Genomic DNA, 21,248 nt, shown 5'->3' on the forward strand with positions numbered 1-21,248 from the left:
CGTATCGAGCGAAGTCGAGATACGTTGGCCTGGACGTGTCTCGACTTCGCTCGACACGAACGGTGAGGGGGTCAGTCGAACACCACCACGCTGCGCGCGCTGGTGCCGGTGCGCATCAGGTCGAAGCCCTCGTTGATCTTTTCCAGCGGGATGCGCTCGGCGATGATCGTGTCGAGGTCGAGCAGGCCACGCAGGTAGAAATCGACCAACCGCGGCAGGTCGACCGGGAAGCGGTTCATGCCCATGATCGCGCCCTGCAGCTTCTTGCCCGAAAGCAGGTCCATCGCGCCGAGCCCGACCTTGCAGTCCAAGGGCATCATGCCGAGGATCGTCGCGGTCCCGCCGCGCTTCAACAGCTTCACCGCGGTCTTGGCGCTGGCCTCGCGCCCGACCGCCTCGATCGCATGGTCGACCCCGCCGCCGGTCAGCGCGATCACCTCTTCGAGGGCATTCTCCGCGGTCGGGTCGAACGCATGGGTCGCGCCGAGCACCTTCGCCAGTTCGCGCTTTTCCGCAATCGGATCGAGCGCGATCACGCGCCCCGCGCCCGCAATCTTTGCCGCGTTGATCGCTGCGAGGCCCACGCCGCCGCAGCCGACCACGGCCACGGTCTCGCCCGGCACCAGCTTGCACGCGTTGAAGATCGCGCCCGCGCCCGTGGTCACCGCGCAGCCGATTACCGCCGCCCGGTCGAGCGGCATGTCCCTGTCGATCGCGACGCAGGCATGTTCGTGGATCAGCATTTGCTCGGCGAAGCCCGACAGGTTGAGCAGTTGGTTGACCTGCTCGCCGTCGCCGCGCGTCAGGCGCGGCGGATCGCTCTTCGCGCGGCGCGTATCACCGCCGAGGCACAGCGCCATCCGGCCGGTTAGGCAGAACTCGCAATGGCCGCAGAATGCCGAGAGGCAGGTCACCACGTGATCGCCCGGCTTGACCGTCCTCACCTCGCTACCGACCGCCTCGACCACGCCCGCCGCTTCGTGCCCCGGCACCAGCGGAAGCGCATGCGGATAGCTGCCGTCGATGAAGTGCAGGTCCGAATGACACAGCCCGCAGGCATGGGTGCGGATCAGCACTTCGTGCGCCATCGGCTTGGAGGTGCTTACGTCACCGATCTGGAGCGGGGTGCCGGGTTGTTCGAGGATTGCAGCCTTCACGATCAGTACCCGCTCAGCTTCGCCACACGGTCGGCGTGGAAATAGTGATCGCCGAGAAATTCGTGCAGCGCGCGGTCGCGCTTCATGAACAGGCCGATATCGTATTCGTCGGTCATGCCGATGCCGCCATGCATCTGCACGCCTTCCTGCACCGCGAGGCGCGCGACCTTGCCGACCTTGGCCTTTGCGACCGAGACCATTAGGTCGGCCTTGTCGGCATCTTCGTCAAGCATCTGCGCCGCCTTGATCGCGGTGGCGCGCGCGATCTCGAGTTCGGAATAGAGATGCGCGGCACGGTGCTGGAGCGCCTGGAATTCGCCGATCAGCTTGCCGAACTGCTTGCGCTGCTTGAGGTATTCGGTCGTGCGGTCGAACGCGCCACCTGCGACGCCGACGCCTTCGGCCGCGGCACCCGCGCGCCCGGCATTGAGCATGCGGTTGAGCACTTCGCGCCCGCCGTCGACTTCGCCGATCACGGCATCGCCATCCAATTCGACCCCGTCGAAGGTCACGTGGCTCGCCATCGAGCTGTCGACCAGCCGCACCGGGTTCTGCTTCATGTTGGCCGCGTCCTTGGGCACCGCGAACAGCGTGATACCTTCATCGTCGCTGTCGTCGCCCGAGGTGCGCGCGGCGACCACCAGCATGTCGGCGCTGGCGCCCTGAATCACGAAGGTCTTGGCACCCGTCAGCCTAAAGCCGTTGCCCGATTTCTCGGCGCGGGTCTTGATCTCCTGCGGGTTGTGCTTGGGCCCTTCGTCGACCGCGATCGCGAACACGCTCTTGCCTTCGACGAGGCCGGGCAGCCAGCGGCCCTTGAGGTCGTCGGAGCCCGCGCCCAGCGCACTCGCTGCCATTACCGAGCTGGTGAGGAAGGGCGACGGCGTGAGGTTGCGGCCGATCTGTTCGAGCACGATGCCCGCCTCGACATGACCCATGCCGAGCCCGCCATGGTCCTCGTCCACCATCATCCCGGTGAAGCCCATCTCGGCGAACTGGCCCCACAATTCGTGGCCGAAACCGTCCTTGCAGCCCTTGTCGCGCCAGTGGCGGAGCTGTTTCTCGATGCTGCCCTGTTCGGACATGAATTCGCTCGCGGTGTCGGCGAGCATCTGCTGATCTTCGTTCAGGTAAAGAGGCATTGTTCTGGTTCTTCCTCAGGCGCCGGGGAGGTCAAGGATGCGCTTGGCTATGACGTTGAGCATCACCTCGCTGGTGCCGCCCTCGATCGAATTGGCCTTGGTCCGCAGCCAGCTGCGCGCCGGCGTGCCGCCATTGGTTTCCTCGCTCTCCCATTCGAGCGCGCGCGACCCCCCGGCCGACATCATCAATTCGTGGCGCTGCTTGTTCAGCTCGGTGCCGGCATATTTCATCATGTTGGGCTGCGCGGGATGGGCTTTCCCGACCTTGAGTTCGTCGAGGAATTTCTCGCCCATGCAGCCATAGGCGAGCGCATCGATATCGTATTCGGCGAGTGCGGCACGCAGCACCGGGTTGTCGATGCCGTTGCGCGCAAGCTTCGGCCCGAGCGAGCCCGAGCGTTCCTTGTTGCCCGCGCCCGAGATCATCTCGCGTTCGTGGCCGAGCAGATACTTCGCGACGTCCCAGCCGCGATTGATCTCGCCGACATAGCCAGGAATGTCCTCGCCATAGCTTTTCGGCACCTTCACGTCGTCCATGAAGGTTTCGCAGAACGGACTGTTGCCACTGATCAGCTTGATCGGCTTGGTCGACACGCCATCGCTCGCCATGTCGAACAACATGAAGGTGATGCCGCGATACTTGTCGTTCTTGTCGGTGCGGACGAGGCAGAAGATCCAGTCGGCCTCGTCGGCATAGGACGTCCAGATCTTCTGACCGTTGACCACCCAGTGATCGCCCTTGTCCTCGCCGAAGGTCTGCATGCTGACGAGGTCGGAACCGCTGCCCGGCTCCGAATAGCCCTGGCACCAGCGGATTTCGCCACGCGCGATCTCGTTGAGGAAGCGCTGCTTCTGGCCCTCGGTGCCGAAATGCAGCAGCGCCGGGCCAAGCATCCAGATCCCGAAGCTCGAGAGCGGCGGACGCGCATTGATCCGCGCCATTTCCTGGCGCAGCACCTTTGCCTGCGGCGGAGTGAGCCCGGCACCACCATATTCCTTCGGCCAGTCGGGCACGGTGTAGCCCCTGTCGCGGCAGGCTTCGAACCAGGCCTTCTGTGCGTCGTTCTTGAACTCGGCGTTGCGGCCACCCCAATAGACGTCGCGCTCGTCGCGCACGGGCTGGCGCATTTCCTCGGGACAGTTCGCTTCGAGCCATTCGCGCGTCTCGGCGCGGAAAGCGTCCAGGTCTTCAGCCATGATCCTCTCCTTCAAAATCATGCCGCCCTTGCGCGGCGATTTAATCGCGCGTTTAAAAGCAAACTCGTACGAGTCGCAAGCACCTAAGGCCATGATGTGCTGCAGCGCCGCCGTGCCGTGGTCGGGTCGCGCGTGGCTCGTTGACCTCGGGATGCTTTGCCCTAGGCTTTGACGCAGGGAAGAATTGGGAGAAGACGCAAATGCCGAGCACCGACAAGCCGATCGATCGCTCTCCCGCGTGAACGCCCCCGCCCACACGGCTCCGCCGCGCCGCGTGTCCCTGCGCACCAAGCTCGCCTTCGGGGTCGGCACCGTCGCCTTCGGGATCAAGGATAACGGCTTCGGGGTCTTCCTGCTGTTGTTCTACAACCAGGTGGTGGGGCTGCCGGCCGAAGCGGTCGGCGCGACGATCGGGCTCGCGCTGGTGCTCGATGCACTGATCGATCCGGTGGTCGGAAACCTCTCCGACCGGACCCGCAGCCGGATCGGGCGGCGCCATCCGTGGATGTACGGGGCCGCGCTGCCGGTTGCGCTGTCGTGGCTGATGCTGTGGCACCCGCCGACCTCGGGCACCGGGGCGACGCTCGGTTACCTGCTGATCGTCGGTTTTCTCGTCCGCGCGAGCCTGTCTGCTTACGAAGTGCCGTCGATCTCGCTGCTGCCTGAGATGACCAGCGATTACCAGGAACGCACTGTGGTGCTTCGCTACCGCTTCCTGTTCGGCTGGGTCGGCGGGCTCGTGATGCTAGCGATCGCCTACGGGCTGATCTTCACCGACACGCCCGAATATCCCAACGGGTTGCTCAATCCCGACGGCTATACCCCCTATGCGGTGATCGGCGCGCTCGTCATGCTGGCCTCGATCCTGCTCTCGGCCTGGGGGACGCACAAAAAATTCGCCCGCCCGCCGGCACACCCCATCGATACCGCCGAAAACCTCGGCCAAATCGTCGCCACGCTCAAATACCGACCGTTCCTGATCCTGATGGTCGCCGCGCTGTTCGGGATGGCGATCCAGGGGATCACCTTCGCGCTGACGAACTACCTGTTCGATTTCGTTTGGGAATTCACGGCGCTCCAGTTCGTGGCCTATACCGGGATCCTGTTCGCCAGCGCGGTCGCCTCGTTTCTCGTCGTGGTCCCGATCGGCAGGCGCTTCCGCAAGCAGCGCGCGGCGGCGATCTGCGTGGTCGTGATGATGCTGTTCGCCTCGGCGCCTTACTGGCTGCGCTATTTCGACCTCGCGCCGCCGAACGGTTCGGACTGGTTGCCGCCTTTCATCTTCGCGTTCGTCTTCGTCGGCAACACGGCGGGCATATCGGCGACTCTGTTCACGACCTCGATGATGGCCGACGTGACCGATCACGCCGCGAGCAAGGGCGGCAAGCAGACCGAGGGTCTGTTCTTCGCCGGCTATTTCTTCCTCCAGAAGGCGATTTCGGGGATCGGGATCTTCCTTTCAGGGCTGATCCTCGGCCTCGTCGGCTTTCCCGAGAATGCCCAGCCCGGCGCGGTCGACCAGGTCGTGCTGATGCGGCTCACCCTGTTCTACGCGGCCGCGCTCGTCGTATTCGGCCTGGCGGCGGCCTGGTCGTATATGCGTTTCCCGCTGGGACCGGTGGCGGGGGTCGATCCGCAAGGTCTCGACCGCGTGATCGACGCCGCGGGCGAGGAAGTTTAACCGCTCGCTTAAATCGAGGCTTGCGCCAGCGCGCTCGCGCTTCCAAACACGCGGGCAACTTATTTCAGGAGAGGACCGACATGGATTTCCAGCCCACCGAACGCCAGCTCTACTGGCGCGACCGCGTCAAGGATTTCATCGAGCAGCACGTCCGCCCCGCCGTGCCGACCTACAAGGCGCAAGACGAGGAAGGCGATCGCTGGAAGGTGATCCCGGTGGTCGAGGAATTGAAGGCCAAGGCCAAGGGCGCCGGCATCTGGAACCTGTTCATGCCGCCGCGCAATGACGGCCACCACCACGTCGAGGAAACCTACGAATTCGAAGGGCCGGGTCTGACCAACCTCGAATACGCGATGTGCGCCGAGGAAATGGGCCGGATCGGGTTTGCTTCCGAAGTTTTCAATTGCTCGGCGCCCGACACCGGTAACATGGAAGTGTTCCATCGTTACGGCACGCGCGAACAGAAGGACCAGTGGCTCACCCCGCTGATGAACGGCGAGATCCGTTCGGCCTTCTTGATGACCGAGCCCGACGTCGCCTCGTCCGATGCGACCAATATCGAGTGCCGGATCGAGCGCGAGGGCGACGAATACGTCATCAACGGGCGGAAATGGTGGAGCTCGGGCGCGGGTGATCCGCGCTGCAAGGTCGCGATCGTGATGGGCAAGACCGATTTCGGCGCCCAGCGCCACCAGCAGCAGTCGATGGTGCTGATGCCGCTCGATGCCGACGGCGTGAACATCATCCGCCACCTGCCGGTGTTCGGTTACGACGACGCGCCGCACGGGCACATGGAAATCGAGCTGAAGGACGTTCGCATCCCGGCGACGAACATGCTGCTCGGTGAAGGGCGGGGCTTCGAGATCGCGCAGGGACGCCTCGGCCCGGGCCGCATTCACCATTGCATGCGTACGATCGGCGCGGCCGAAGAAGCGCTAGAGAAGATGTGCCGCCGACTGCAGAGCCGCGAAGCTTTCGGCAAGCCGATCTACAAGCATTCGGTGTGGGAAGAACGCGTTGCCCGCGCACGGATCGATATCGACATGACTCGGCTGCTCTGCCTCAAGGCCGCCGACATGATGGACAAGGTCGGCAACAAGGCCGCCAAGCAGGAAATCGCGATGATCAAGGTGCAGGCGCCCAACATGGCGCTGCGGATCATCGACGATGCGATCCAGGCGCATGGCGGCGGCGGCGTGTCGAACGATTACGGCCTCGCCAAGGCCTATGCCGGGCAGCGAACGCTGCGCCTCGCCGATGGGCCCGACGAGGTCCACGCCCGCTCGATCGCACGGATGGAATTCGCCAAGCACGCCCCCGACCCCGGGGAAGTGAGCTTTAGCTCGGGCGACATGGGCGCGACGCGCTGACAGACACGGGAGCGAGACAGATGGAACTCAGTAAACTGTTCGGCCTCGACGGCCGTATCGCGCTCGTCACCGGCGGCAGCCGCGGAATCGGGAAGATGATCGTCGAGGGCCTGCTCGCCGCAGGCGCCGAGCGCGTTTACATCGTCGCGCGCAAGAAGGAGCAGGTCGACGAGACCGCTGCCGAGCTCGGCGACAAGGTAATCGGCCTGGTTGGCGACCTGTCGCAGATGAACGGGATCCAGCAACTCGCCGACGAGCTTGCTTCGCGCGAGGACCGGCTCGACCTGCTGGTCAACAATGCCGGGGCCGCCTGGGGCGAACCGTTCGAGGATTTCACCGAGGCCGGCTGGGACCGGACGATGGATTTGAACCTCAAGACCCCATTCTTCCTGACCCAGAAGCTGCTCCCGCTGCTCAAGTCGGCGGCGAGCAAGGACCGGCCCGCCAAGGTGCTGATGATTTCGAGCATCGACGGGATGAAGTCGAACCCGTGGCCGACCTATCCCTACCAGGCCTCGAAGGCCGGGTTGATCCACCTCACCCGGCGCATGGCCGCCGAACTGGTCGGGCACCACATCGTGGTCAACGGGATCGGTCCGGGCGCCTATCCCAGCGCGATGAACCGCGCTGCGCGCGACAATGCCGAACTGGTCGAAAAGGGCATCCCCGCGCGCCGCGTCGGCGTGACGGAGGATATGGCGGCAGGCGCGATCTACCTTCTCAGCCGGGCGGGCGATTACGTGGTCGGCACCACGATCCCGATCGATGGCGGCGTGGTGAACGCAAATATCGGCGCAGGTAATTTCGTCGATCCGTCGGGGAAATAGGACGATGGCGCGCGAACTCCGCACCGTCGCCGAGGGTATCCATTTCGGCGAAGGGCCGCGCTGGCATGAGGACCGGTTGTGGTTTTCCGATTTCTACGCCCACCGCGTCTACTCGGTGAGCGAGGAGGGCGGCGATCTCCGCGTCGAACTTGAATTCGACGACCAGCCCTCGGGTCTCGGCTGGATGCCCGATGGATCCTTGCTGGTCGTGTCGATGGTTCGGCAGCAGGTCTGGCGACGCTGGCCCGACAGGCGGCTCGAACTGCATGCCGACCTCTCCGACATCGCCGGTTTCTGGTGCAACGACATGGTCGTCGATGCGCAGGGCCGCGCCTATGTCGGCAATTTCGGCTTCGATCTCGACAAGGCGCTGGTCGAGAAGGGGCCCGACTGGATCCGCGAACACGGCGCGCATGCGCCGATTGCGCTTGTCGAGCCGGATGGTTCGGTCCGACTCGCTGCGAGCGAGGAGAAATTCTTCTTCCCCAACGGCTCGGTGATCACGCCCGACGGCAAGAGCTTGATCGTTGGCGAAACGCTCGCCAACCGGTTGACCGCACTCGACATTGCTGACGACGGCACGCTTTCGAACCGGCGCGAATGGGCCGAGACCGGCAAGCGCCTGCCCGACGGGATCTGCCTCGATGCCGAGGGCGCGATCTGGATCGCCAACCCGCTCGCGCCCGAATGCGTGCGCTATGCCGAGGGCGGCGAGGTGCTCGACGTGGTCGAGACGGGCGATCTCAATTGCTACGCCTGTATGCTCGGCGGGGCTGATGGCAAGACCCTCTTCACCGTCGTCGCGCCGACCTCGCATCGCGATGCGGCGAGCCAGGCGAAGAACGGGCGGATCCTCGCCTGCAAGGTCGATGTGGCGAGGGCCGGGCGGCCCTGATCTGAGCGGCTATTCGGCGTCGGGTGCCATCAATCCGCGGACGAATCCGATCAGCCCGGTCTGGCGCTGGCGTTTCATGCGTTCGGCCTCGAGGATTTCGCGCACCTTACCGTAGCATTCCTCGACGTCGTCGTTGATCACGACGTAGTCATAGCCGTCCCAGTGGCTGATTTCGGCGCGGGCACGCTCCATCCGGCCTGCGATCACCTCGTCGCTGTCGGTCCCGCGACCGCGCAGGCGATCGTGCAGTTCCTTAAGGCTGGGCGGCAGGATGAACACGCGCACCACGTCCTGCTGGTCCTTCTGGTAGAGCTGCTGGGTGCCCTGCCAGTCGATGTCGAACAGGAAATCCTGCCCTTCCTTGAGCGCGTTGCGGATATGGCCCTTGGGCGTGCCGTAGCGATGATCGAAGACATGCGCCCACTCGTAGAAATCGTCCGCCTCGATCATCCGATCGAATTCGGCATCCGAAACGAAATGGTAGTCGCGCCCGTCGACCTCGCCCGGGCGCATCGGGCGGGTGGTGACCGAAACCGACAGGCCGATATGCCCGTCGCGTTCGAGCAGCATCCTCGCGATGGTGGTCTTGCCCGCGCCCGAGGGCGAGGAAAGGATGAACATCAGTCCGCGGCGCTGGAGGGTGTCGTGATCGGCCATGCCCGCCTGTGCCCGATAGGGGCGGCGCGAATCAACCCCGATTGGCGGCTTATTCCTCTGCCTGGTCCACCAATTGCTCGTCGCCCTTGCGGCGGGACTTCGCTCGGCTCAGTGAGCGGTCGAACAGCGTCTTGCCCAGCACCGCCGTCCCAACCAGCAGCGCGCCGGGGATCGAGCGCGTGGCATATTTGGTCGCGCCGTAGGCGAGCAGCGTCTGGACGAGGCTGCGGTTTTCGATGATCTTTTTGGCGTGTTCGCCGCCATAGCGTCGCCGCAGCAGGCCTTTTTCCAGCGATGTGCGGGTCAGCCGTCCGGCAGCGCGCAGGATGAGGTCCTGGATGATCAGATTGGTCGCCGGATTGGTGCTCGGACCCCAGACCTCGTCGTCGCCCTTGCCGTTGAGCTTGCGCCCGGCCTTGGCGACCTTCTTGCCGACGATGTCGCTAGCTACCTTGTTGTCGATTTTCGCCATTTTTGCGGTCCCTGTTGCTGCAGGCCCGCGAGTTACTTGCGGCGACCGAAATCCACGGTCACGACGTTGGAGCCCTCGTCCTTCTGAACGTCGGGGCCATCGCCCTGTTCCGCCTCGCCCTCGGGCTCGTCGTTCTCGGCCGGATCGTGTCCGGGCGCAACGTCATTGTCGCCGACGGCCTGGAACTGGAGCCCGAAATCGACCGCCGGATCGACGAAGGCGGTGATCGCGGCGAACGGGATGGTCAGGATCGAACCCACGCCGTTGAAGCTGAGCCCCACCGAGAAACCCTGGTCCGACACGCTGAGGTCCCAGAATTTGTGCTGCAGCACGATCGTCATCTCGTCGGGGAAGCGGGCGCGCAGGTCGGCGGGAATGTCGACCCCGGCAGCATCGGTCTTGAAGGTGATGTAGAAGTGGTGCTCGCCCGGCAGTTCGCCGCCGGTCTGCTCGATTTCGCCCAGCACGCGGCCGACCACGGCGCGCAGGGCTTCCTGCACGATCTCGTCGTAGGGGATCAGGCTGTCGGGCGGTGTTTCGCTCATGCGCGCAGAATTGGCGGTGCGGCGGGCGCGGGTCAAGCCGAAAGCGCGTGCCTGCCCGCTTGCACCGGCGACGCCAACGCCTATCACGCCTTGCGGAAAAGGAGACCCGCCATGCCGATCGACGCCACCCTCCCGTATGACGACGACAATGTTTTCGCCAAGATCCTGCGCGGCGAAATCCCCTCGGACAAGGTCTACGAGGACGAGTGGGCCTATGCCTTTAACGACATCGCGCCGCAGGCGCCGACCCACGTGCTCGTCATTCCCAAGGGCAAATATGTCAGCTGGGACGATTTCTCGGCGCGGGCGAGCGACGCGGAAATCGGCGGTTTCGTGCGCGCCGTCGGCAAGATCGCGCGCGAAGCAGGGCTGGTCGAGCCGGGCTATCGCCTGCTCGCCAATGTCGGTGCGGATAGCGGGCAGGAAGTGCCCCATCTGCACGTGCACATCTTCGCCGGTCGCCCGCTGGGCCGGATGGTGGCGCAATAATCCGTCGCTGCTGGCCAACTGGTTAACTTTCGACAGTTGCCAGTCGAGTCGCGGGCTCGCTATGGCGGCCCAAATGGATGCGCCAGCCCCTCCTTCCGGCCTGTTCGACGGGTCCGTGCACCTGTTCCCGGTGCGCGCCTATTTCGAGGATACCGACCTGTCGGGCGTGGTCTATCATGCCAATTACCTGCGCTGGTTCGAGCGCGCGCGCTCGGACATCCTGCGCCTGCTGGGGATCGACCAGCGCGCGGCCAACGAGGCGGGCGAGGGCGCCTATGCCGTCGCCGACATGCAGATCCGCTTCCTGCGCCCGGCCAAGCTCGACGACGCGGTGCTGATCCGCACCCGCTGTACCGAGTTGAAGGCCGCAAGCTGCCGCATGCACCAGGAAGCCTGGCGCGACGACACGATGCTCGCCGACGCGACTCTGCGGGTCGGCTTCGTGGCCCCCGACGGCCGCCCGCGCCGCCAGCCCGAAGACTGGCGTACCGCGTTCAAGACCATTCTCGACGAAAGCGATAGATGAACCAGATGACGAACCTTCTTGCCGACGCGCCGACCCGGCTCGATCCGGTCGAACTCTTCCTGCAGGCCGACGTGGTCGTGCAGGCGGTCATGCTCGGCCTGCTCCTGGCGAGCGTCTGGACCTGGATGATCATCATCTCTTTCGCGATGAAGATCGGCCGCCTGAAAAAGCAGGGCGAGATTTACGAAAAGCAGTTCTGGGAGGCGGAAAACCTCGAGCAATTGCAGAAGAGCGTGGCCGATCGCGACATCCCCGCCTCGCGCATTGCGGGTGCCGGGCTCAAGGAATGGCGCCGCTCGATCAAGGCGGCCACGATCGACCGCGACGGAACCCGCGATCGCCTGCGGATGGCGATGGACATGCAGGTCGCCGAAGAGGCGGACAACCTCGCCAAGCGGCTCGGCTTTCTCGCCACGGTCGGTTCGGTCGCGCCCTTCGTCGGCCTGTTCGGTACCGTTTGGGGCATCATGAATTCGTTCTTCCAGATCGGCGCGCAGCAGAATTCCTCGCTCGCGGTGGTCGCACCGGGTATTTCCGAGGCGCTGTTCGCGACCGCGATCGGCCTGTTCGCGGCGATTCCCGCCGTCATTGCCTACAACCGCCTGACGCAGAGCGTGAATTCCTACGAAGCGCGGCTCCACCGCTTCGCCGAGCGGTTCAACATGAGCCTGTCGCGCCAGTTGGAGACGCGTAGCTGATGGCGATGGGCTTGCATCATTCAGGCCGCAAGCACCGACGCCTGCGCGCGCCGATGGCGGAGATCAACGTCACGCCGTTCGTCGACGTGATGCTGGTGCTGCTGATCATCTTCATGGTCACCGCGCCGCTGCTCAATTCGGGCGTGCCGGTCGACCTGCCCGACAGCCGGGCAAAGGCGTTGAGCCAGGAACCCGAACAGATCACGCTGTCGCTTTCGGCCGACGGTCGGCTCTATCTCGACAATGACGAGCTCGCCCCGGGCGAATTGCCCGACCGGCTCGAGGCGGCGCGGTCGGCGGCTGGCGGCGAACCGCCGCAGGTCACGCTGCGCGCCGACCGCAATCTCGACTATGGCCGGGTGATGGCGGTGATGGGCGAGCTCAATCGCGCCGGGTTCAACGCGATCTCGCTGGTCACCGGCAGTTCATCCGAGGTTCCATAGGTCCGCGCCAATGGCCACGAGAAGCCTTGCACGAGAGGAAAAATACGCACTGCCGGTGGCGGTAGTGTTGCATGTCGCCCTCGTCGTGGCGCTGTTGTGGAAGCCGGTCGGCGCGGCGATCGTCCAGCCTCCCGAACGCGTTTCGGTCTCGCTGACCGACGAAGCCGGGCTTACCAGCACCGCGCCGATCCCGCTGCCCGATGCGGCCCCGCCAGCCGCTGCCGAAGCGCTCGATCAACCGCGCGCCGACGACGCGGTCGAGCCGCTCCCGCAGCCGCGCGCCGAACCCCGCAGCGAGCCGGTCGTGCGGCCTGCGACCCGCAGCGAGACGCGCCAGCCGTCGCCGCGCCGCACGCAGGCGCCGCGCGAAACGCGGCAGGTACCTCCCAGGACCGCCGAGCCCAAGGGCCAGATCGACAGCGATTTCCTCGGCAGCCGCGGCACCACCGAAACGAGCACCAATAGCGGTACGCCAGCCGCCGAAATCGGGCCGCGGGTGCGCAATTCGCTCGCCGCTTCGATCTCGCGCCAGCTCAAGCCGCACTGGAGCGCGCCGCAGGGCGTCGACGTCGAATTGCTGGTGACGATCCTCGCCTTCGATCTCAACCCGGACGGCTCGCTCGCCGGTTCGCCACGCGTGGTGCGCCAGCTCGGCGTCAACGACGCCAATCGCGCACAGGCCGGACGCCATGCCGAACAGGCGATCCGCGCGGTGCGCCTCGCCGCGCCGTTCAACCTTCCCGAAGAATATTACGACGCGTGGAAGCGCGTGTCGGACTTCCGTTTCGACCGGAGACTGTGATGAAATTTGCCGCCCTTCTGATGACCGCCGCATTTTCGCTCGCCGCCATTCCGGCAGCCGCGCAGCAATCGCCGACGATCGACGAGGAACCGATCGCGACTTCGCAGGAGGCCCCGCAGGGTCTCTCGGGTGCGGTGACCGACGAAAGCGAATGGCAGGACCTCGAAATCGCGATCCCCGGCTTCGCGACCAATGCAAACGTGTCGACCGCCGCCAACGATGCGGGGACGGCCGCGCTCGGTCGCGATATCGCGCGAGTGATCACCGCCGACCTCCAGAACAACGGCCTGTTCCGGCCGACCGGGCCGGATTCGCTGCCGCAGCCATCCTTCGGCGACATCACCAGCCCGGCCTATTCGGTGTGGGACGGTCGCAAGGCCGAAATGCTGGTCCAGGGCTATGTCCGCAAGAATGACGACGATAGCCTGACGGTCGGCTGCTATCTCTACGACGTGCTGCTCAAACAGCCGGTCGAGAAGGCCGGCTGGCGGCTGCCGCCGTCGGACTGGCGCCGTGCCGCGCACAAATGCGCCGACATGGTGTTCTCGCGCCTGACCGGGGAGAACCCGTTCTTCGACAGCCGGATCGCCTATATCGCCGAGACCGGCCCGAAAGATAACCGCCGCAAGCGGCTCGCGATCATGGATTCGGACGGTGCGAACCACCGCTTCCTGACCAGCGGCAATGCGACTGCGCTGAGCCCGCGCTATTCGCCCGATTACAAGCAGATCCTTTATCTGTCCTATCTCGACGGCAATCCGCGGATCTACATCTACGACATCGCCAGCGGCACGCAGAAGCTGATCGCCCAGAGCGAGAATCCGACCTTCGCCCCGCGCTGGTCGCCCGACGGGCGCTGGGTGCTCTATTCGATGGCGGTCGCCGGCAATACGGACATCTATCGCGTTTCCGCCGATGGCGGCGAAAGCGTGCGACTGACCTCGAGCCCCGGGATCGACGTGGGCGGCTCGTTCTCGCCCGACGGCAAGCAGATCGTGTTCGAAAGCGATCGCTCGGGCTCGCAGCAGATCTACGTGATGGATGCCGACGGTTCGGACCAGCGCCGGATCAGCTTCTTCGGCGGACGCGCGGCGACTCCCGAATGGAGCCCGCGCGGAGACCAGATCGCCTTCACCCATATCTCGGGCAATTTCCGCATCGCGACGATGAGCCCGAACGGCAAGAACATGCGTCACCTGACCAATAGCTGGCAGGATGAAGCCCCGACATGGGCACCGAATGGACGCATCATCCAGTTCTTCCGCACCCAGCGAAATTCGGGCGAGACCTCGATCTGGCAGGTCGATCTCACCGGACGCAACGAGCGTCGCCTCACCACGCCGGTCGACGGGTCCGACCCGGCATGGGGACCGATCCGCGACTGACGCGTTGTAATAAAAGAGAAATCAGGGTCGCACCTTGTTTCAAGGCCGTTCTATCAGGAGAAAACCGATGGCCAATTGGAAGTATATCGCCCCGCTCGCGCTGGGCATCGCCCTTGCCGGTTGCTCGAAGAAGGCACCCGAAGAGCTTCCCCCGCAGCCGGCCGACACCACCACGACGACGGGCGGGCAGGACGATCGTTCTGGCATTTCGGACGAGATCGTTCCGGGCAGCCAGCGCGATTTCGAACAGTTCACCCGCGGCCAGGACACGATCTATTTCGATACCGACCGCTACAATATCGACAGCGAGGATGCCGCTCGCCTGCAGCGCCAGGCGCAATGGCTCGCGCGCTATCCCGACAAGCGCCTGACGGTCGAAGGCCATGCCGACGAACGCGGTACCCGCGACTACAACCTCGCGCTCGGCGAACGCCGCGCCAATGCGGCGAAGAACTATCTCGTCAGCCTCGGCGTGCAGGCGAGCCGCATCCGCACCGTCAGCTACGGCAAGGAACGCCCGGTCGCGCTCGGTTCCAATGAAAGCGCTTGGGCGCAGAACCGCCGTGCTGTAACGGTCACCGTCGACTGATCGACCCACAAGTTTCGGTTCGATCCGGAATAACCGGACGGGGGGCGCGTCCACTGCGGTGGGCGCGCCTTTTCCTATTCACTTCGATACCCTAGGTTACGGACATGGTTGGCGAACGCAGAAGCATGGATTGGGGCTTTCCCCGCTGGCGCGATTACGGCGCCTCGCGCGAGGCCACCAATGTGCGCATCTGCGACCGGCACAATTGCAACGAGCCCGGCAATTGCCCCGCGCCCAAGGCGGTCGGTTCGAACGAGCGTTGGTACTTCTGCGAGAAGCACGCCGCCGAATACAACAAGGGCTGGGACTATTTCGAAGGTCTCGACAAGGCCGAGGCCGCGGCGCGCGCCAAGCAGGAGCAGACCGAGAACGCCGGCTATGCCGAGGCTCAGCATTACGGCTGGTCGGGCAGCGGCGACGGATCGCGTAGCGCCGACGAGATGCGCGCACTGGACGTGCTCGAGCTGGAGCCCGACGTCGATTTCGACACGATCAAAAAGGCGTGGCGCGCCAAGGCGAAGGAGGTCCACCCCGACGTCAAGCCGGGCGACGAGGAAGCCGCGAAGCAGTTCCAGGCCTACCAGGTCGCCTACGACGTGCTCAAGCAGGCCGAAGAGCGCCGGGTCTGGAAGGGCTAGCTCCGGAAAGCTAGCATCCGCAGTACCGCGCTAGCTCTTCGCTCGTCAGGCCGATGACGGCAAACAAAGCAGTGAATACGCTAATAGGGTCGGGAAGGCCGGTAGCGAAAGTCAGCAGACCAACGCCAGAGTTTACGAGTATCACGATTTTTCTTTGCAAGAATTGTTGCAACGATTTCATGATCTCAGCCAGTGGGCGGCCAGAGGCGAGCTTCGCACAAAGATCGAACCCTCCTTCGGCGGCGGATTTGCAGATCCAGTCCTGAATGGCTGCGCCCTGTTGCTTCATGCGTTCGATAAGGCGGCGAATGACGCTGGCGGCTGAGAATGCAGAGAGTGCGCGTACCTGCGCCTGAATACCTCCTTGGTTGACGACAATGAACGTATAGTCCTCCGGCAGGATGAATTCGTCAAAAGCCGAATCCTCCGCAGCGTCAATCAGCGCGAGTTCGGGTGCGGCTATATAGTCGTCGATATCGGCCAAAGCTTTTCCCCCGACGGTTCCCTAGGTGTTTTCAACTTCACAGATCAATGTATTCGCGCCACGATAGCGCGCGCCAGCCGTTGGCCCAAGTCGCGCGATTGCTCGGGATAGAGATAGGGCTCGATCAGTTCGCACTCCATCACCGCGAGCTGCCCGTCGTCCTTCCGCACCATATCCACGCGGGCGTAGAGCAGGTCGGCGAAGGGCAGCGCGGCGATGACCGCTTCGGCGGCCGCGCGATCCTCGGGCGACGGAGCGAAGTCCTCCTCGTAGCCGCCGAACAGCGACTGGATGCGGTAGTCGTCCTTGCCCGCGCGCTTGCGCACGCCGTGCGAAAACGCGCCGTCGATGAAGACGAAAGTGTATTCGCCTTCGTCGAGGATGGCGGGGAGGAAGGGCTGGATCATCGCCCGGTGGCCGAGCGACCAGCCTTCATCGGGCAGCGTGTCGCGGGTGAAGCTGTGCTGGCCGAGACCGCCCGCGCCGACCTGGCGTTTCACGACGACGCGATCGGTCGCGAAACGGTCCATTGCCGCGAGCACTTCGGCGTGCGTGGCGTCGTCGTGCCACTGCGTCGGCACGATCCGCGCGCCGCTCGCCTCGAGCTTGGTCAAATAGCGCTTGTCGGCGTTCCAGCGGACGACGTCGGGCGGATTGCACACCTCCACCCCTTGCGCCGCCAGCGCGTCCAGCCGTGCAACGAACTCCTCCGGGTGGTCCTGGTAATCCCACGCCGTGCCGAGCAACACCGCATCGAGCCCCTCGAACGCGACGAGCGGCGCGCGCCAGTCGCGCTCGACCAGCTCCAGCCCCGCATCGGCAAAGGCCGGGCGCAGCGCGGCGACTTCGAGATCGTGCTCGAATGCGTCGCCGCGCCGCGGCCCCTCGCCCGGCAGCGTGTCCGCGCAGGCGAGGAAACCGATCCGGCTCAAACCTCTTCGAGCGCCTGTTCGAAGTCGGCGATCAGGTCGTCCGCATCCTCGATGCCGATCGAAATGCGCACGAGGTTGTCGGTGATTCCGAGCTCGGCGCGGCGACCTTCGGCGACCGACAGGTGGGTCATGCTCGCCGGGTGGCTCGCGAGCGTCTCGGTCCCACCGAGGCTGACCGCGAGCTTGGCGATCTTGAGCGCGTCGAGGAAACGGAAGCACTCGGCCTCGCCGCCCTTGAGCAGCAGCGAGAAGGTGCTCCCCGCGCCGAGGCAGTGGCGATCGTAGATGTCCTTCTGGCGCTCGTCCTTGATCATGCCGAGATAGCCGAGCCCCTCGACCTTCGGATGCTTGGCGAGGAAGTCGCAGACCTTGGCCGCGTTCTCGCCCGCGCGCTGCATGCGCAGTTCGACCGTCTCGAGCGAACGCAGCAGCATCCACGCGGTGTTGGGATCGCAGATCCCGCCCATCGTGTTGCGCAGCATGCGGACCGCATCCATCCATTTCTTCGCGCCCGCGATCGAGCCGGCGACGAGGTCCGAATGGCCGCCGACATACTTGGTCAGCGAGTAGCAGACGATGTCGGCACCGTGCTCGAGCGGACGCTGCCACAGCGGACCGAGGAAGGTGTTGTCGATCGCGATCGGGCATTCGAGCCCTGCGGCGTCCACCGCCGCGCGCACCGCCTCGACGTCGACCAGCGCATTGGTCGGGTTGCCCGGGCTTTCGAGATAGACCATCGCGACCTTGCCGCCCTGTTCGGCGGCCTTGGCCTTGGCCTCATCCAGCACGGAGTCGATTTTCTCGCGCGTCGCGCCGGCGGGGAAGTCGATGTAGCTGACGCCCCAGCGCGACATCCACTTGGCGATGAAGCCTTCGGTCGCGGCATAGAGCGGGCCGGTATGGACGATCACGTCGCCCTGCGAAGCATGCGCCATCAGCAGCACGCAGATCGCGGTCATCCCGCTCGAGAAGGACAGCGCGTCTTCGGCCCCGTCCCACACCGCGAGGCGATCCTCGAGGATTTCCTGGTTGGGCGCGTTGAAGCGCGAATAGACGAGGCCGTCGGCGCCGCCCGGACGCTTGCCGGTGATGCCTTCGAAATGGCGCTTGCCCGCCGCCGCGCTTTCGAACGCGAAGGTGCTGGTAAGGAAGATCGGGGCCTTGAGCGAGCCTTCCGAGAGGGTCGGGTCGTAGCCGTGGCCCATCATCAGGGTCGAGGGCTTGAGCTGGCGCCCACCGATGGTCTTCACCTTGGGCTGCGGATTCTTGCGCGGGGTGGTGGGATCGATTTCGTTGTCGCTCATGATGCGAGCATCCTTCCTGTGACGATGCCCCCAGGAAGGCGGGGGCCCAATGGGTGGTCGGGGCGCCCGTCCCTAACCTCCGCAGGGACGCATCTCCGCCGATCGCCGTGTCGGATCCCGCGCATAATGCGGTGCGGCGGCGCTTTCAACTGCGCCGCGACCGAAGGCATGGACCGGGTGTTACAGTGTTCTGGGTAAGAAAATCCGCGGGCCGCGGACGCGGCTGTCGAGGAGCGGGGAAGGCGCGGCGGGACGAGAGCATGGGCGCCTCATACGCCGCCGCGCCGGGGTAGGAAAATCAGACCAGCGTCCGCATCCCGAACACGACCGCGACGATCAGGCCGACCCCGATCAGGTCGAGCACCAGCCCGGCACGCACCATGCGGCCGATGCGGATCCGGCCGGTGGACCAGGCAATCGCGTTGGGTCCGGTCCCCGCTGGCAGCATGAAGCCCCAGCTCGCGGCGAGCGCGGCGGGCATGGCGAGCAGCACCGGATCGGCTCCGAGCGCCACCACCAGGCTCGCCACCACCGGGATGATCGCGGTGGCGGTGGCGACATTGCTGGCGAACTCGGTGATCAGCACCACCATCGCCACGATCGCCAGCGCGATCAGCACCAGCGGGAGCGCGTCGAGCGGGAGCAGCGCATTGCCGAGCCATTCGGCCAGCCCGCTCGCGCTCATCCCCGCGGCCAGCGCGAGCCCGCCGCCGAACATCATGATCACGCCCCACGGGGCGCGGTCGGCCTCGCTCCACACCAGCAGCGGGCGACCGGTGCCGTCGGGCAGCAGGAACAGCGCGAGGCTGGCGACGATCGCGATGGTGCCGTCGGTCCAGCTGCCCTCGGGCAAATAGGGCGCGAGCCACAGCCGCGTCATCCAGGCGAGGAACGTGATTGCGACGATCGCCATCACCCGCTTTTCGGGCACACCCATCGGGGTCTCGTCTGCGATCGCCTCCTGCGCGCTCGCGACATCGAACGGATGCGTAGCAACCTGCTGGACTCTAGCGATGATCAGCGCCGCGAGCGGTACGCCCAACGCAACGATCGGCAAGCCGTAGAAGGCCCATTGGGCGAAGCTGATCCGCGTCCCGATCATCGTGTCGAGCAGGCCCACCGCGATCGCGTTGGTGGGCGAGCCGACCAGCGTGCCGAGGCCGCCGATGCTGGCGGCGAACGCGATGCCCATCGGTAGCGCGCCCGAAAGGCCCTCGAATTCGCCCTCTTTCGCGCCGCCACCTGCCAGCACCGCGACTGCCATCGGCATCATGATCAGCGCGGTCGAGGTGTTCGAGATCAGCATCGAGAGGATCGCCGCCGAGACCATGAAGGCGAGCAGCAGCCCGGCCTGGCCGCCGCGCCCCCCGATCGCCTTCAGGATGGCCAGCGCGAGCCTGCGGTGCAGCCCGGTGCGCTCGATCGCGAGCGCGATGAAGGCGCCGCCGAGCAGCAGGAACAGGATCGGCGAGTAATAGGCGCTGGCGGTTTCGCCGGCATCCATCACCCCGGCAAAGGGCAGCACGATGAAAGGCGTGAGCGCGGTCGCGGTGAGCGGGATCGCCTCGGTCATCCACCACGAGGCCATCAGCCAGACGAGCCCGGCGACGACCAGCCCCTCGCGCGCAAGGCCCCCGGGCAGCGGCGCGAAACACGCGAGTGCGAAGCCGGTGGCGCCGACGACGAGGCCGATAATCCGTGCGGTCATGTTCCCTCCCTGCCGCGAGGGGTAGCGTGGCAACGGCGCGATGCAAACGCCCGTCGCGCGCTTATTCGACCTCGGTGCCCGGTTCCTCGTCGCGCAGTTCGCGGATGACGACGGTGCCGATCAGACCGCGCTCGACCAGCCGCGCGATTTTCTCGCGTCGTTCTACCTCGAAGCGTTGGATAGCGATCGGTATGTCGATCCGAACCGGGCATTGGCCACCATTGGTCCTGTCGGGGAAACCGACATTGCGGGTCGTAGGATCGGTGGCGCATTCGTCAGTCTGGCTATAGGCGGGCTCGCGCTCGCCCTTGGAGAGGTCGGCGATGTCGGTTTCGTAGATCGAGGCCTCGACCGGGCCGCCCGCGGCAACCAATCGCGCAACCTCGCCTTCGGCATAGTTCGCCAGATGCGCGCGCAGGTCGCGCTCCCATTCGGGGAAGTAGAAGGGGCGCGCTTCTGCATAAATGCGTGAGACCCTGAGCGTGTTGCCGTTACGGTCGACGCCGCGCAGCGCGTTGACGAACTCGCTCGCATTCCCGGCCAGCTGGCGGGCGATATCGCGCCCGGTATAGGCGCGACGCGAAATCGACGGTCCGCCGATCGCGCCGCGGAAGAAGCCGTAGATCACGCGCGGATCGTCCCAGTGGGGAAAGACGATGCGGGTGCGGATATCCTGGGGGCTAAGCGCTACGCCCGCGACGGTGATGAACTTCGCCTGGTCGAGCGGGACGCCGTCGATGGACACCTTGTCGGGGCTCATCACCGGATAGGCCAGCGCCAGCTGTTCGATCACCGCGACATTGTGGAGGTTGGTCCAGAAGGCGAGCTGTTCGTTGCGCGGGAGGCTGGCGATGTCGATCTCGGTCCCGATCCGCTCCAGATCCGCGCGGTACTCGGTCAGCGTGGCGCGCTGCTTATCCTCGAGGAACTGGAAGGCGATGCGATTGCCTTCCAATCGATAGCGCGAATCGTGCCCGAAGACGAAGCGCGTGCCCATCGCTGGTTCGCGCCGCGGCGGGAGCTCGCGCAGCGACGGGCCCATGTTGAGCACGAACCACGACAGCGCCCCGTCCCACGCGCGCCAGTCGAGACGCGTGTCGTCACCCGATGCGCGCGGCGCAAATCGATCGGGCGTCGCCGGCGCGGAAGCTTGCGGGCGCGCCTGCTGCGCAATGGCGGGGCCGGGCAGGGCGATGAGACCGGAGAGTGCGAGGCTCCCGATCAGGACCGTCGATAACCGCATGCGAACCTGCCTTTCCCTTTGGGTGGCAGGAAGGGTGCGCCGCTCGGTGCCGCCCGTCAAGCGG

General features: G+C 65.4%; 23 protein-coding genes. 12 read left to right on the forward strand and 11 right to left on the reverse strand.

What is annotated here, in order from left to right:
• Positions 1-71 precede the first annotated feature (71 nt).
• From IEW49_RS01590 to IEW49_RS01600, 3 genes are read right to left on the reverse strand one after another with little or no spacing between them, the layout of a single operon-like run.
• Positions 72-1,160: a Zn-dependent alcohol dehydrogenase gene (locus IEW49_RS01590; protein ID WP_188643045.1), complete on the reverse strand. Its 1,089-nt coding sequence runs from the start codon at positions 1,158-1,160 to the stop codon at positions 72-74.
• Entirely contained in the window at positions 1,160-2,299 is a 1,140-nt protein-coding gene (locus tag IEW49_RS01595) for an acyl-CoA dehydrogenase family protein (RefSeq protein ID WP_188641034.1), read from the reverse strand. The genes IEW49_RS01590 and IEW49_RS01595 overlap by 1 nt, the downstream gene beginning before the upstream one ends.
• A 15-nt stretch (positions 2,300-2,314) precedes the next feature.
• The gene (locus IEW49_RS01600) at positions 2,315-3,496 is read right to left on the reverse strand and encodes an acyl-CoA dehydrogenase family protein (protein WP_188641035.1); all 1,182 of its coding nucleotides are present in this window, start codon (positions 3,494-3,496) and stop codon (positions 2,315-2,317) included.
• A gap of 238 nt (positions 3,497-3,734) precedes the next feature.
• On the opposite strand from IEW49_RS01600, the gene IEW49_RS01605 reads away from it, so the two are divergent.
• From IEW49_RS01605 to IEW49_RS01620, 4 genes are all read left to right on the forward strand, one after another.
• A complete protein-coding gene (locus IEW49_RS01605; protein WP_188641036.1) occupies positions 3,735-5,177 on the forward strand; it encodes an MFS transporter in 1,443 nt (480 codons plus the stop codon).
• Positions 5,178-5,257: 80 nt separating this feature from the next.
• Positions 5,258-6,547: an acyl-CoA dehydrogenase family protein gene (locus IEW49_RS01610; protein WP_188641037.1), complete on the forward strand. Its 1,290-nt coding sequence runs from the start codon at positions 5,258-5,260 to the stop codon at positions 6,545-6,547.
• A gap of 20 nt (positions 6,548-6,567) precedes the next feature.
• Entirely contained in the window at positions 6,568-7,374 is an 807-nt protein-coding gene (locus tag IEW49_RS01615; protein WP_188641038.1) for an SDR family NAD(P)-dependent oxidoreductase, read from the forward strand.
• 4 nt (positions 7,375-7,378) lie between these two features.
• Positions 7,379-8,269: an SMP-30/gluconolactonase/LRE family protein gene (locus IEW49_RS01620; protein ID WP_188641039.1), complete on the forward strand. Its 891-nt coding sequence runs from the start codon at positions 7,379-7,381 to the stop codon at positions 8,267-8,269.
• Between the two features lie 9 nt (positions 8,270-8,278).
• Here IEW49_RS01620 and gmk read toward each other — a convergent pair whose 3' ends face one another.
• Genes gmk through IEW49_RS01635 form a run of 3 tightly spaced genes read right to left on the reverse strand, consistent with a single transcriptional unit; the run spans position 8,279 to position 9,943 of the window.
• Complete coding sequence (gene gmk, locus IEW49_RS01625; protein WP_229658037.1) at positions 8,279-8,926, reverse strand: guanylate kinase; 648 nt, start codon at positions 8,924-8,926, stop codon at positions 8,279-8,281.
• A 49-nt stretch (positions 8,927-8,975) separates the two neighbouring features.
• Positions 8,976-9,398, reverse strand: a complete 423-nt coding sequence (locus IEW49_RS01630) for a hypothetical protein (protein ID WP_188641040.1) — start codon at positions 9,396-9,398, stop codon at positions 8,976-8,978.
• A gap of 32 nt (positions 9,399-9,430) precedes the next feature.
• Positions 9,431-9,943 (reverse strand): SspB family protein, encoded by a 513-nt coding sequence (locus IEW49_RS01635; RefSeq protein WP_188641041.1) that lies wholly within the window; start codon positions 9,941-9,943, stop codon positions 9,431-9,433.
• A gap of 111 nt (positions 9,944-10,054) precedes the next feature.
• Between IEW49_RS01635 and IEW49_RS01640 the strand changes: the two genes are divergently transcribed.
• The 8 genes from IEW49_RS01640 (at position 10,055) to IEW49_RS01675 (ending at position 15,513) form a co-directional block, all read left to right on the forward strand.
• A complete protein-coding gene (locus tag IEW49_RS01640; protein ID WP_188641042.1) occupies positions 10,055-10,432 on the forward strand; it encodes a histidine triad nucleotide-binding protein in 378 nt (125 codons plus the stop codon).
• 73 nt (positions 10,433-10,505) lie between these two features.
• Positions 10,506-10,958: a YbgC/FadM family acyl-CoA thioesterase gene (locus IEW49_RS01645; RefSeq protein ID WP_188641043.1), complete on the forward strand. Its 453-nt coding sequence runs from the start codon at positions 10,506-10,508 to the stop codon at positions 10,956-10,958.
• Entirely contained in the window at positions 10,955-11,656 is a 702-nt protein-coding gene (gene tolQ, locus IEW49_RS01650; RefSeq protein WP_373282458.1) for a protein TolQ, read from the forward strand. Before IEW49_RS01645 ends, tolQ begins: the two co-directional genes overlap by 4 nt.
• Positions 11,656-12,099, forward strand: coding sequence for an ExbD/TolR family protein (locus IEW49_RS01655; RefSeq protein ID WP_188641044.1), 444 nt, complete (start codon positions 11,656-11,658; stop codon positions 12,097-12,099). The genes tolQ and IEW49_RS01655 overlap by 1 nt, the downstream gene beginning before the upstream one ends.
• A 10-nt stretch (positions 12,100-12,109) precedes the next feature.
• Positions 12,110-12,901: a cell envelope integrity protein TolA gene (tolA, locus tag IEW49_RS01660; protein WP_188641045.1), complete on the forward strand. Its 792-nt coding sequence runs from the start codon at positions 12,110-12,112 to the stop codon at positions 12,899-12,901.
• Positions 12,901-14,286, forward strand: coding sequence for a Tol-Pal system beta propeller repeat protein TolB (gene tolB / locus IEW49_RS01665; protein ID WP_188641046.1), 1,386 nt, complete (start codon positions 12,901-12,903; stop codon positions 14,284-14,286). The genes tolA and tolB overlap by 1 nt, the downstream gene beginning before the upstream one ends.
• A 67-nt stretch (positions 14,287-14,353) precedes the next feature.
• Complete coding sequence (gene pal, locus IEW49_RS01670; RefSeq protein WP_188641047.1) at positions 14,354-14,875, forward strand: peptidoglycan-associated lipoprotein Pal; 522 nt, start codon at positions 14,354-14,356, stop codon at positions 14,873-14,875.
• Between the two features lie 104 nt (positions 14,876-14,979).
• Entirely contained in the window at positions 14,980-15,513 is a 534-nt protein-coding gene (locus IEW49_RS01675; protein WP_188641048.1) for a J domain-containing protein, read from the forward strand.
• 10 nt (positions 15,514-15,523) lie between these two features.
• Here IEW49_RS01675 and IEW49_RS01680 read toward each other — a convergent pair whose 3' ends face one another.
• The 5 genes from IEW49_RS01680 to IEW49_RS01700 form a co-directional block, all read right to left on the reverse strand.
• On the reverse strand, positions 15,524-15,997 hold the full coding sequence (locus tag IEW49_RS01680) for a hypothetical protein (protein WP_188641049.1): 474 nt from the start codon (positions 15,995-15,997) through the stop codon (positions 15,524-15,526).
• 44 nt (positions 15,998-16,041) lie between these two features.
• Positions 16,042-16,929 (reverse strand): ATP-grasp domain-containing protein, encoded by an 888-nt coding sequence (locus IEW49_RS01685; protein WP_188641050.1) that lies wholly within the window; start codon positions 16,927-16,929, stop codon positions 16,042-16,044.
• The gene (locus IEW49_RS01690; protein WP_188641051.1) at positions 16,926-18,233 is read right to left on the reverse strand and encodes a cystathionine gamma-synthase family protein; all 1,308 of its coding nucleotides are present in this window, start codon (positions 18,231-18,233) and stop codon (positions 16,926-16,928) included. Before IEW49_RS01690 ends, IEW49_RS01685 begins: the two co-directional genes overlap by 4 nt.
• Positions 18,234-18,531: 298 nt before the next feature.
• Positions 18,532-19,941 (reverse strand): SLC13 family permease, encoded by a 1,410-nt coding sequence (locus tag IEW49_RS01695; protein WP_188641052.1) that lies wholly within the window; start codon positions 19,939-19,941, stop codon positions 18,532-18,534.
• 61 nt (positions 19,942-20,002) lie between these two features.
• Positions 20,003-21,184: a DUF547 domain-containing protein gene (locus IEW49_RS01700; protein ID WP_188641053.1), complete on the reverse strand. Its 1,182-nt coding sequence runs from the start codon at positions 21,182-21,184 to the stop codon at positions 20,003-20,005.
• Positions 21,185-21,248: the final 64 nt, after the last annotated feature.

The organism is Pseudoblastomonas marina (genome assembly GCF_014641655.1).
In the GTDB taxonomy this organism is placed as follows: Bacteria; Pseudomonadota; Alphaproteobacteria; order Sphingomonadales; family Sphingomonadaceae; genus Alteriqipengyuania_A; species Alteriqipengyuania_A marina.

Excerpts from the sequence above, each read along its gene's own strand:
- gmk (WP_229658037.1), bottom strand. The coding sequence starts at position 8,926 with ATGGCCGATCACGACACCCTCCAGCGCCGCGGACTGATGTTCATCCTT.
- IEW49_RS01700 (WP_188641053.1), bottom strand. The coding sequence starts at position 21,184 with ATGCGGTTATCGACGGTCCTGATCGGGAGCCTCGCACTCTCCGGTCTC.
- IEW49_RS01620 (WP_188641039.1), top strand. The coding sequence starts at position 7,379 with ATGGCGCGCGAACTCCGCACCGTCGCCGAGGGTATCCATTTCGGCGAA.
- IEW49_RS01600 (WP_188641035.1), bottom strand. The coding sequence starts at position 3,496 with ATGGCTGAAGACCTGGACGCTTTCCGCGCCGAGACGCGCGAATGGCTC.
- IEW49_RS01695 (WP_188641052.1), bottom strand. The coding sequence starts at position 19,941 with ATGACCGCACGGATTATCGGCCTCGTCGTCGGCGCCACCGGCTTCGCA.
- IEW49_RS01630 (WP_188641040.1), bottom strand. The coding sequence starts at position 9,398 with ATGGCGAAAATCGACAACAAGGTAGCTAGCGACATCGTCGGCAAGAAG.
- IEW49_RS01675 (WP_188641048.1), top strand. The coding sequence starts at position 14,980 with ATGGTTGGCGAACGCAGAAGCATGGATTGGGGCTTTCCCCGCTGGCGC.
- IEW49_RS01640 (WP_188641042.1), top strand. The coding sequence starts at position 10,055 with ATGCCGATCGACGCCACCCTCCCGTATGACGACGACAATGTTTTCGCC.
- IEW49_RS01610 (WP_188641037.1), top strand. The coding sequence starts at position 5,258 with ATGGATTTCCAGCCCACCGAACGCCAGCTCTACTGGCGCGACCGCGTC.
- IEW49_RS01690 (WP_188641051.1), bottom strand. The coding sequence starts at position 18,233 with ATGAGCGACAACGAAATCGATCCCACCACCCCGCGCAAGAATCCGCAG.
- IEW49_RS01635 (WP_188641041.1), bottom strand. The coding sequence starts at position 9,943 with ATGAGCGAAACACCGCCCGACAGCCTGATCCCCTACGACGAGATCGTG.
- IEW49_RS01645 (WP_188641043.1), top strand. The coding sequence starts at position 10,506 with ATGGATGCGCCAGCCCCTCCTTCCGGCCTGTTCGACGGGTCCGTGCAC.
- tolA (WP_188641045.1), top strand. The coding sequence starts at position 12,110 with ATGGCCACGAGAAGCCTTGCACGAGAGGAAAAATACGCACTGCCGGTG.
- IEW49_RS01595 (WP_188641034.1), bottom strand. The coding sequence starts at position 2,299 with ATGCCTCTTTACCTGAACGAAGATCAGCAGATGCTCGCCGACACCGCG.
- tolQ (WP_373282458.1), top strand. The coding sequence starts at position 10,955 with ATGAACCAGATGACGAACCTTCTTGCCGACGCGCCGACCCGGCTCGAT.
- pal (WP_188641047.1), top strand. The coding sequence starts at position 14,354 with ATGGCCAATTGGAAGTATATCGCCCCGCTCGCGCTGGGCATCGCCCTT.
- tolB (WP_188641046.1), top strand. The coding sequence starts at position 12,901 with ATGAAATTTGCCGCCCTTCTGATGACCGCCGCATTTTCGCTCGCCGCC.
- IEW49_RS01615 (WP_188641038.1), top strand. The coding sequence starts at position 6,568 with ATGGAACTCAGTAAACTGTTCGGCCTCGACGGCCGTATCGCGCTCGTC.
- IEW49_RS01655 (WP_188641044.1), top strand. The coding sequence starts at position 11,656 with ATGGCGATGGGCTTGCATCATTCAGGCCGCAAGCACCGACGCCTGCGC.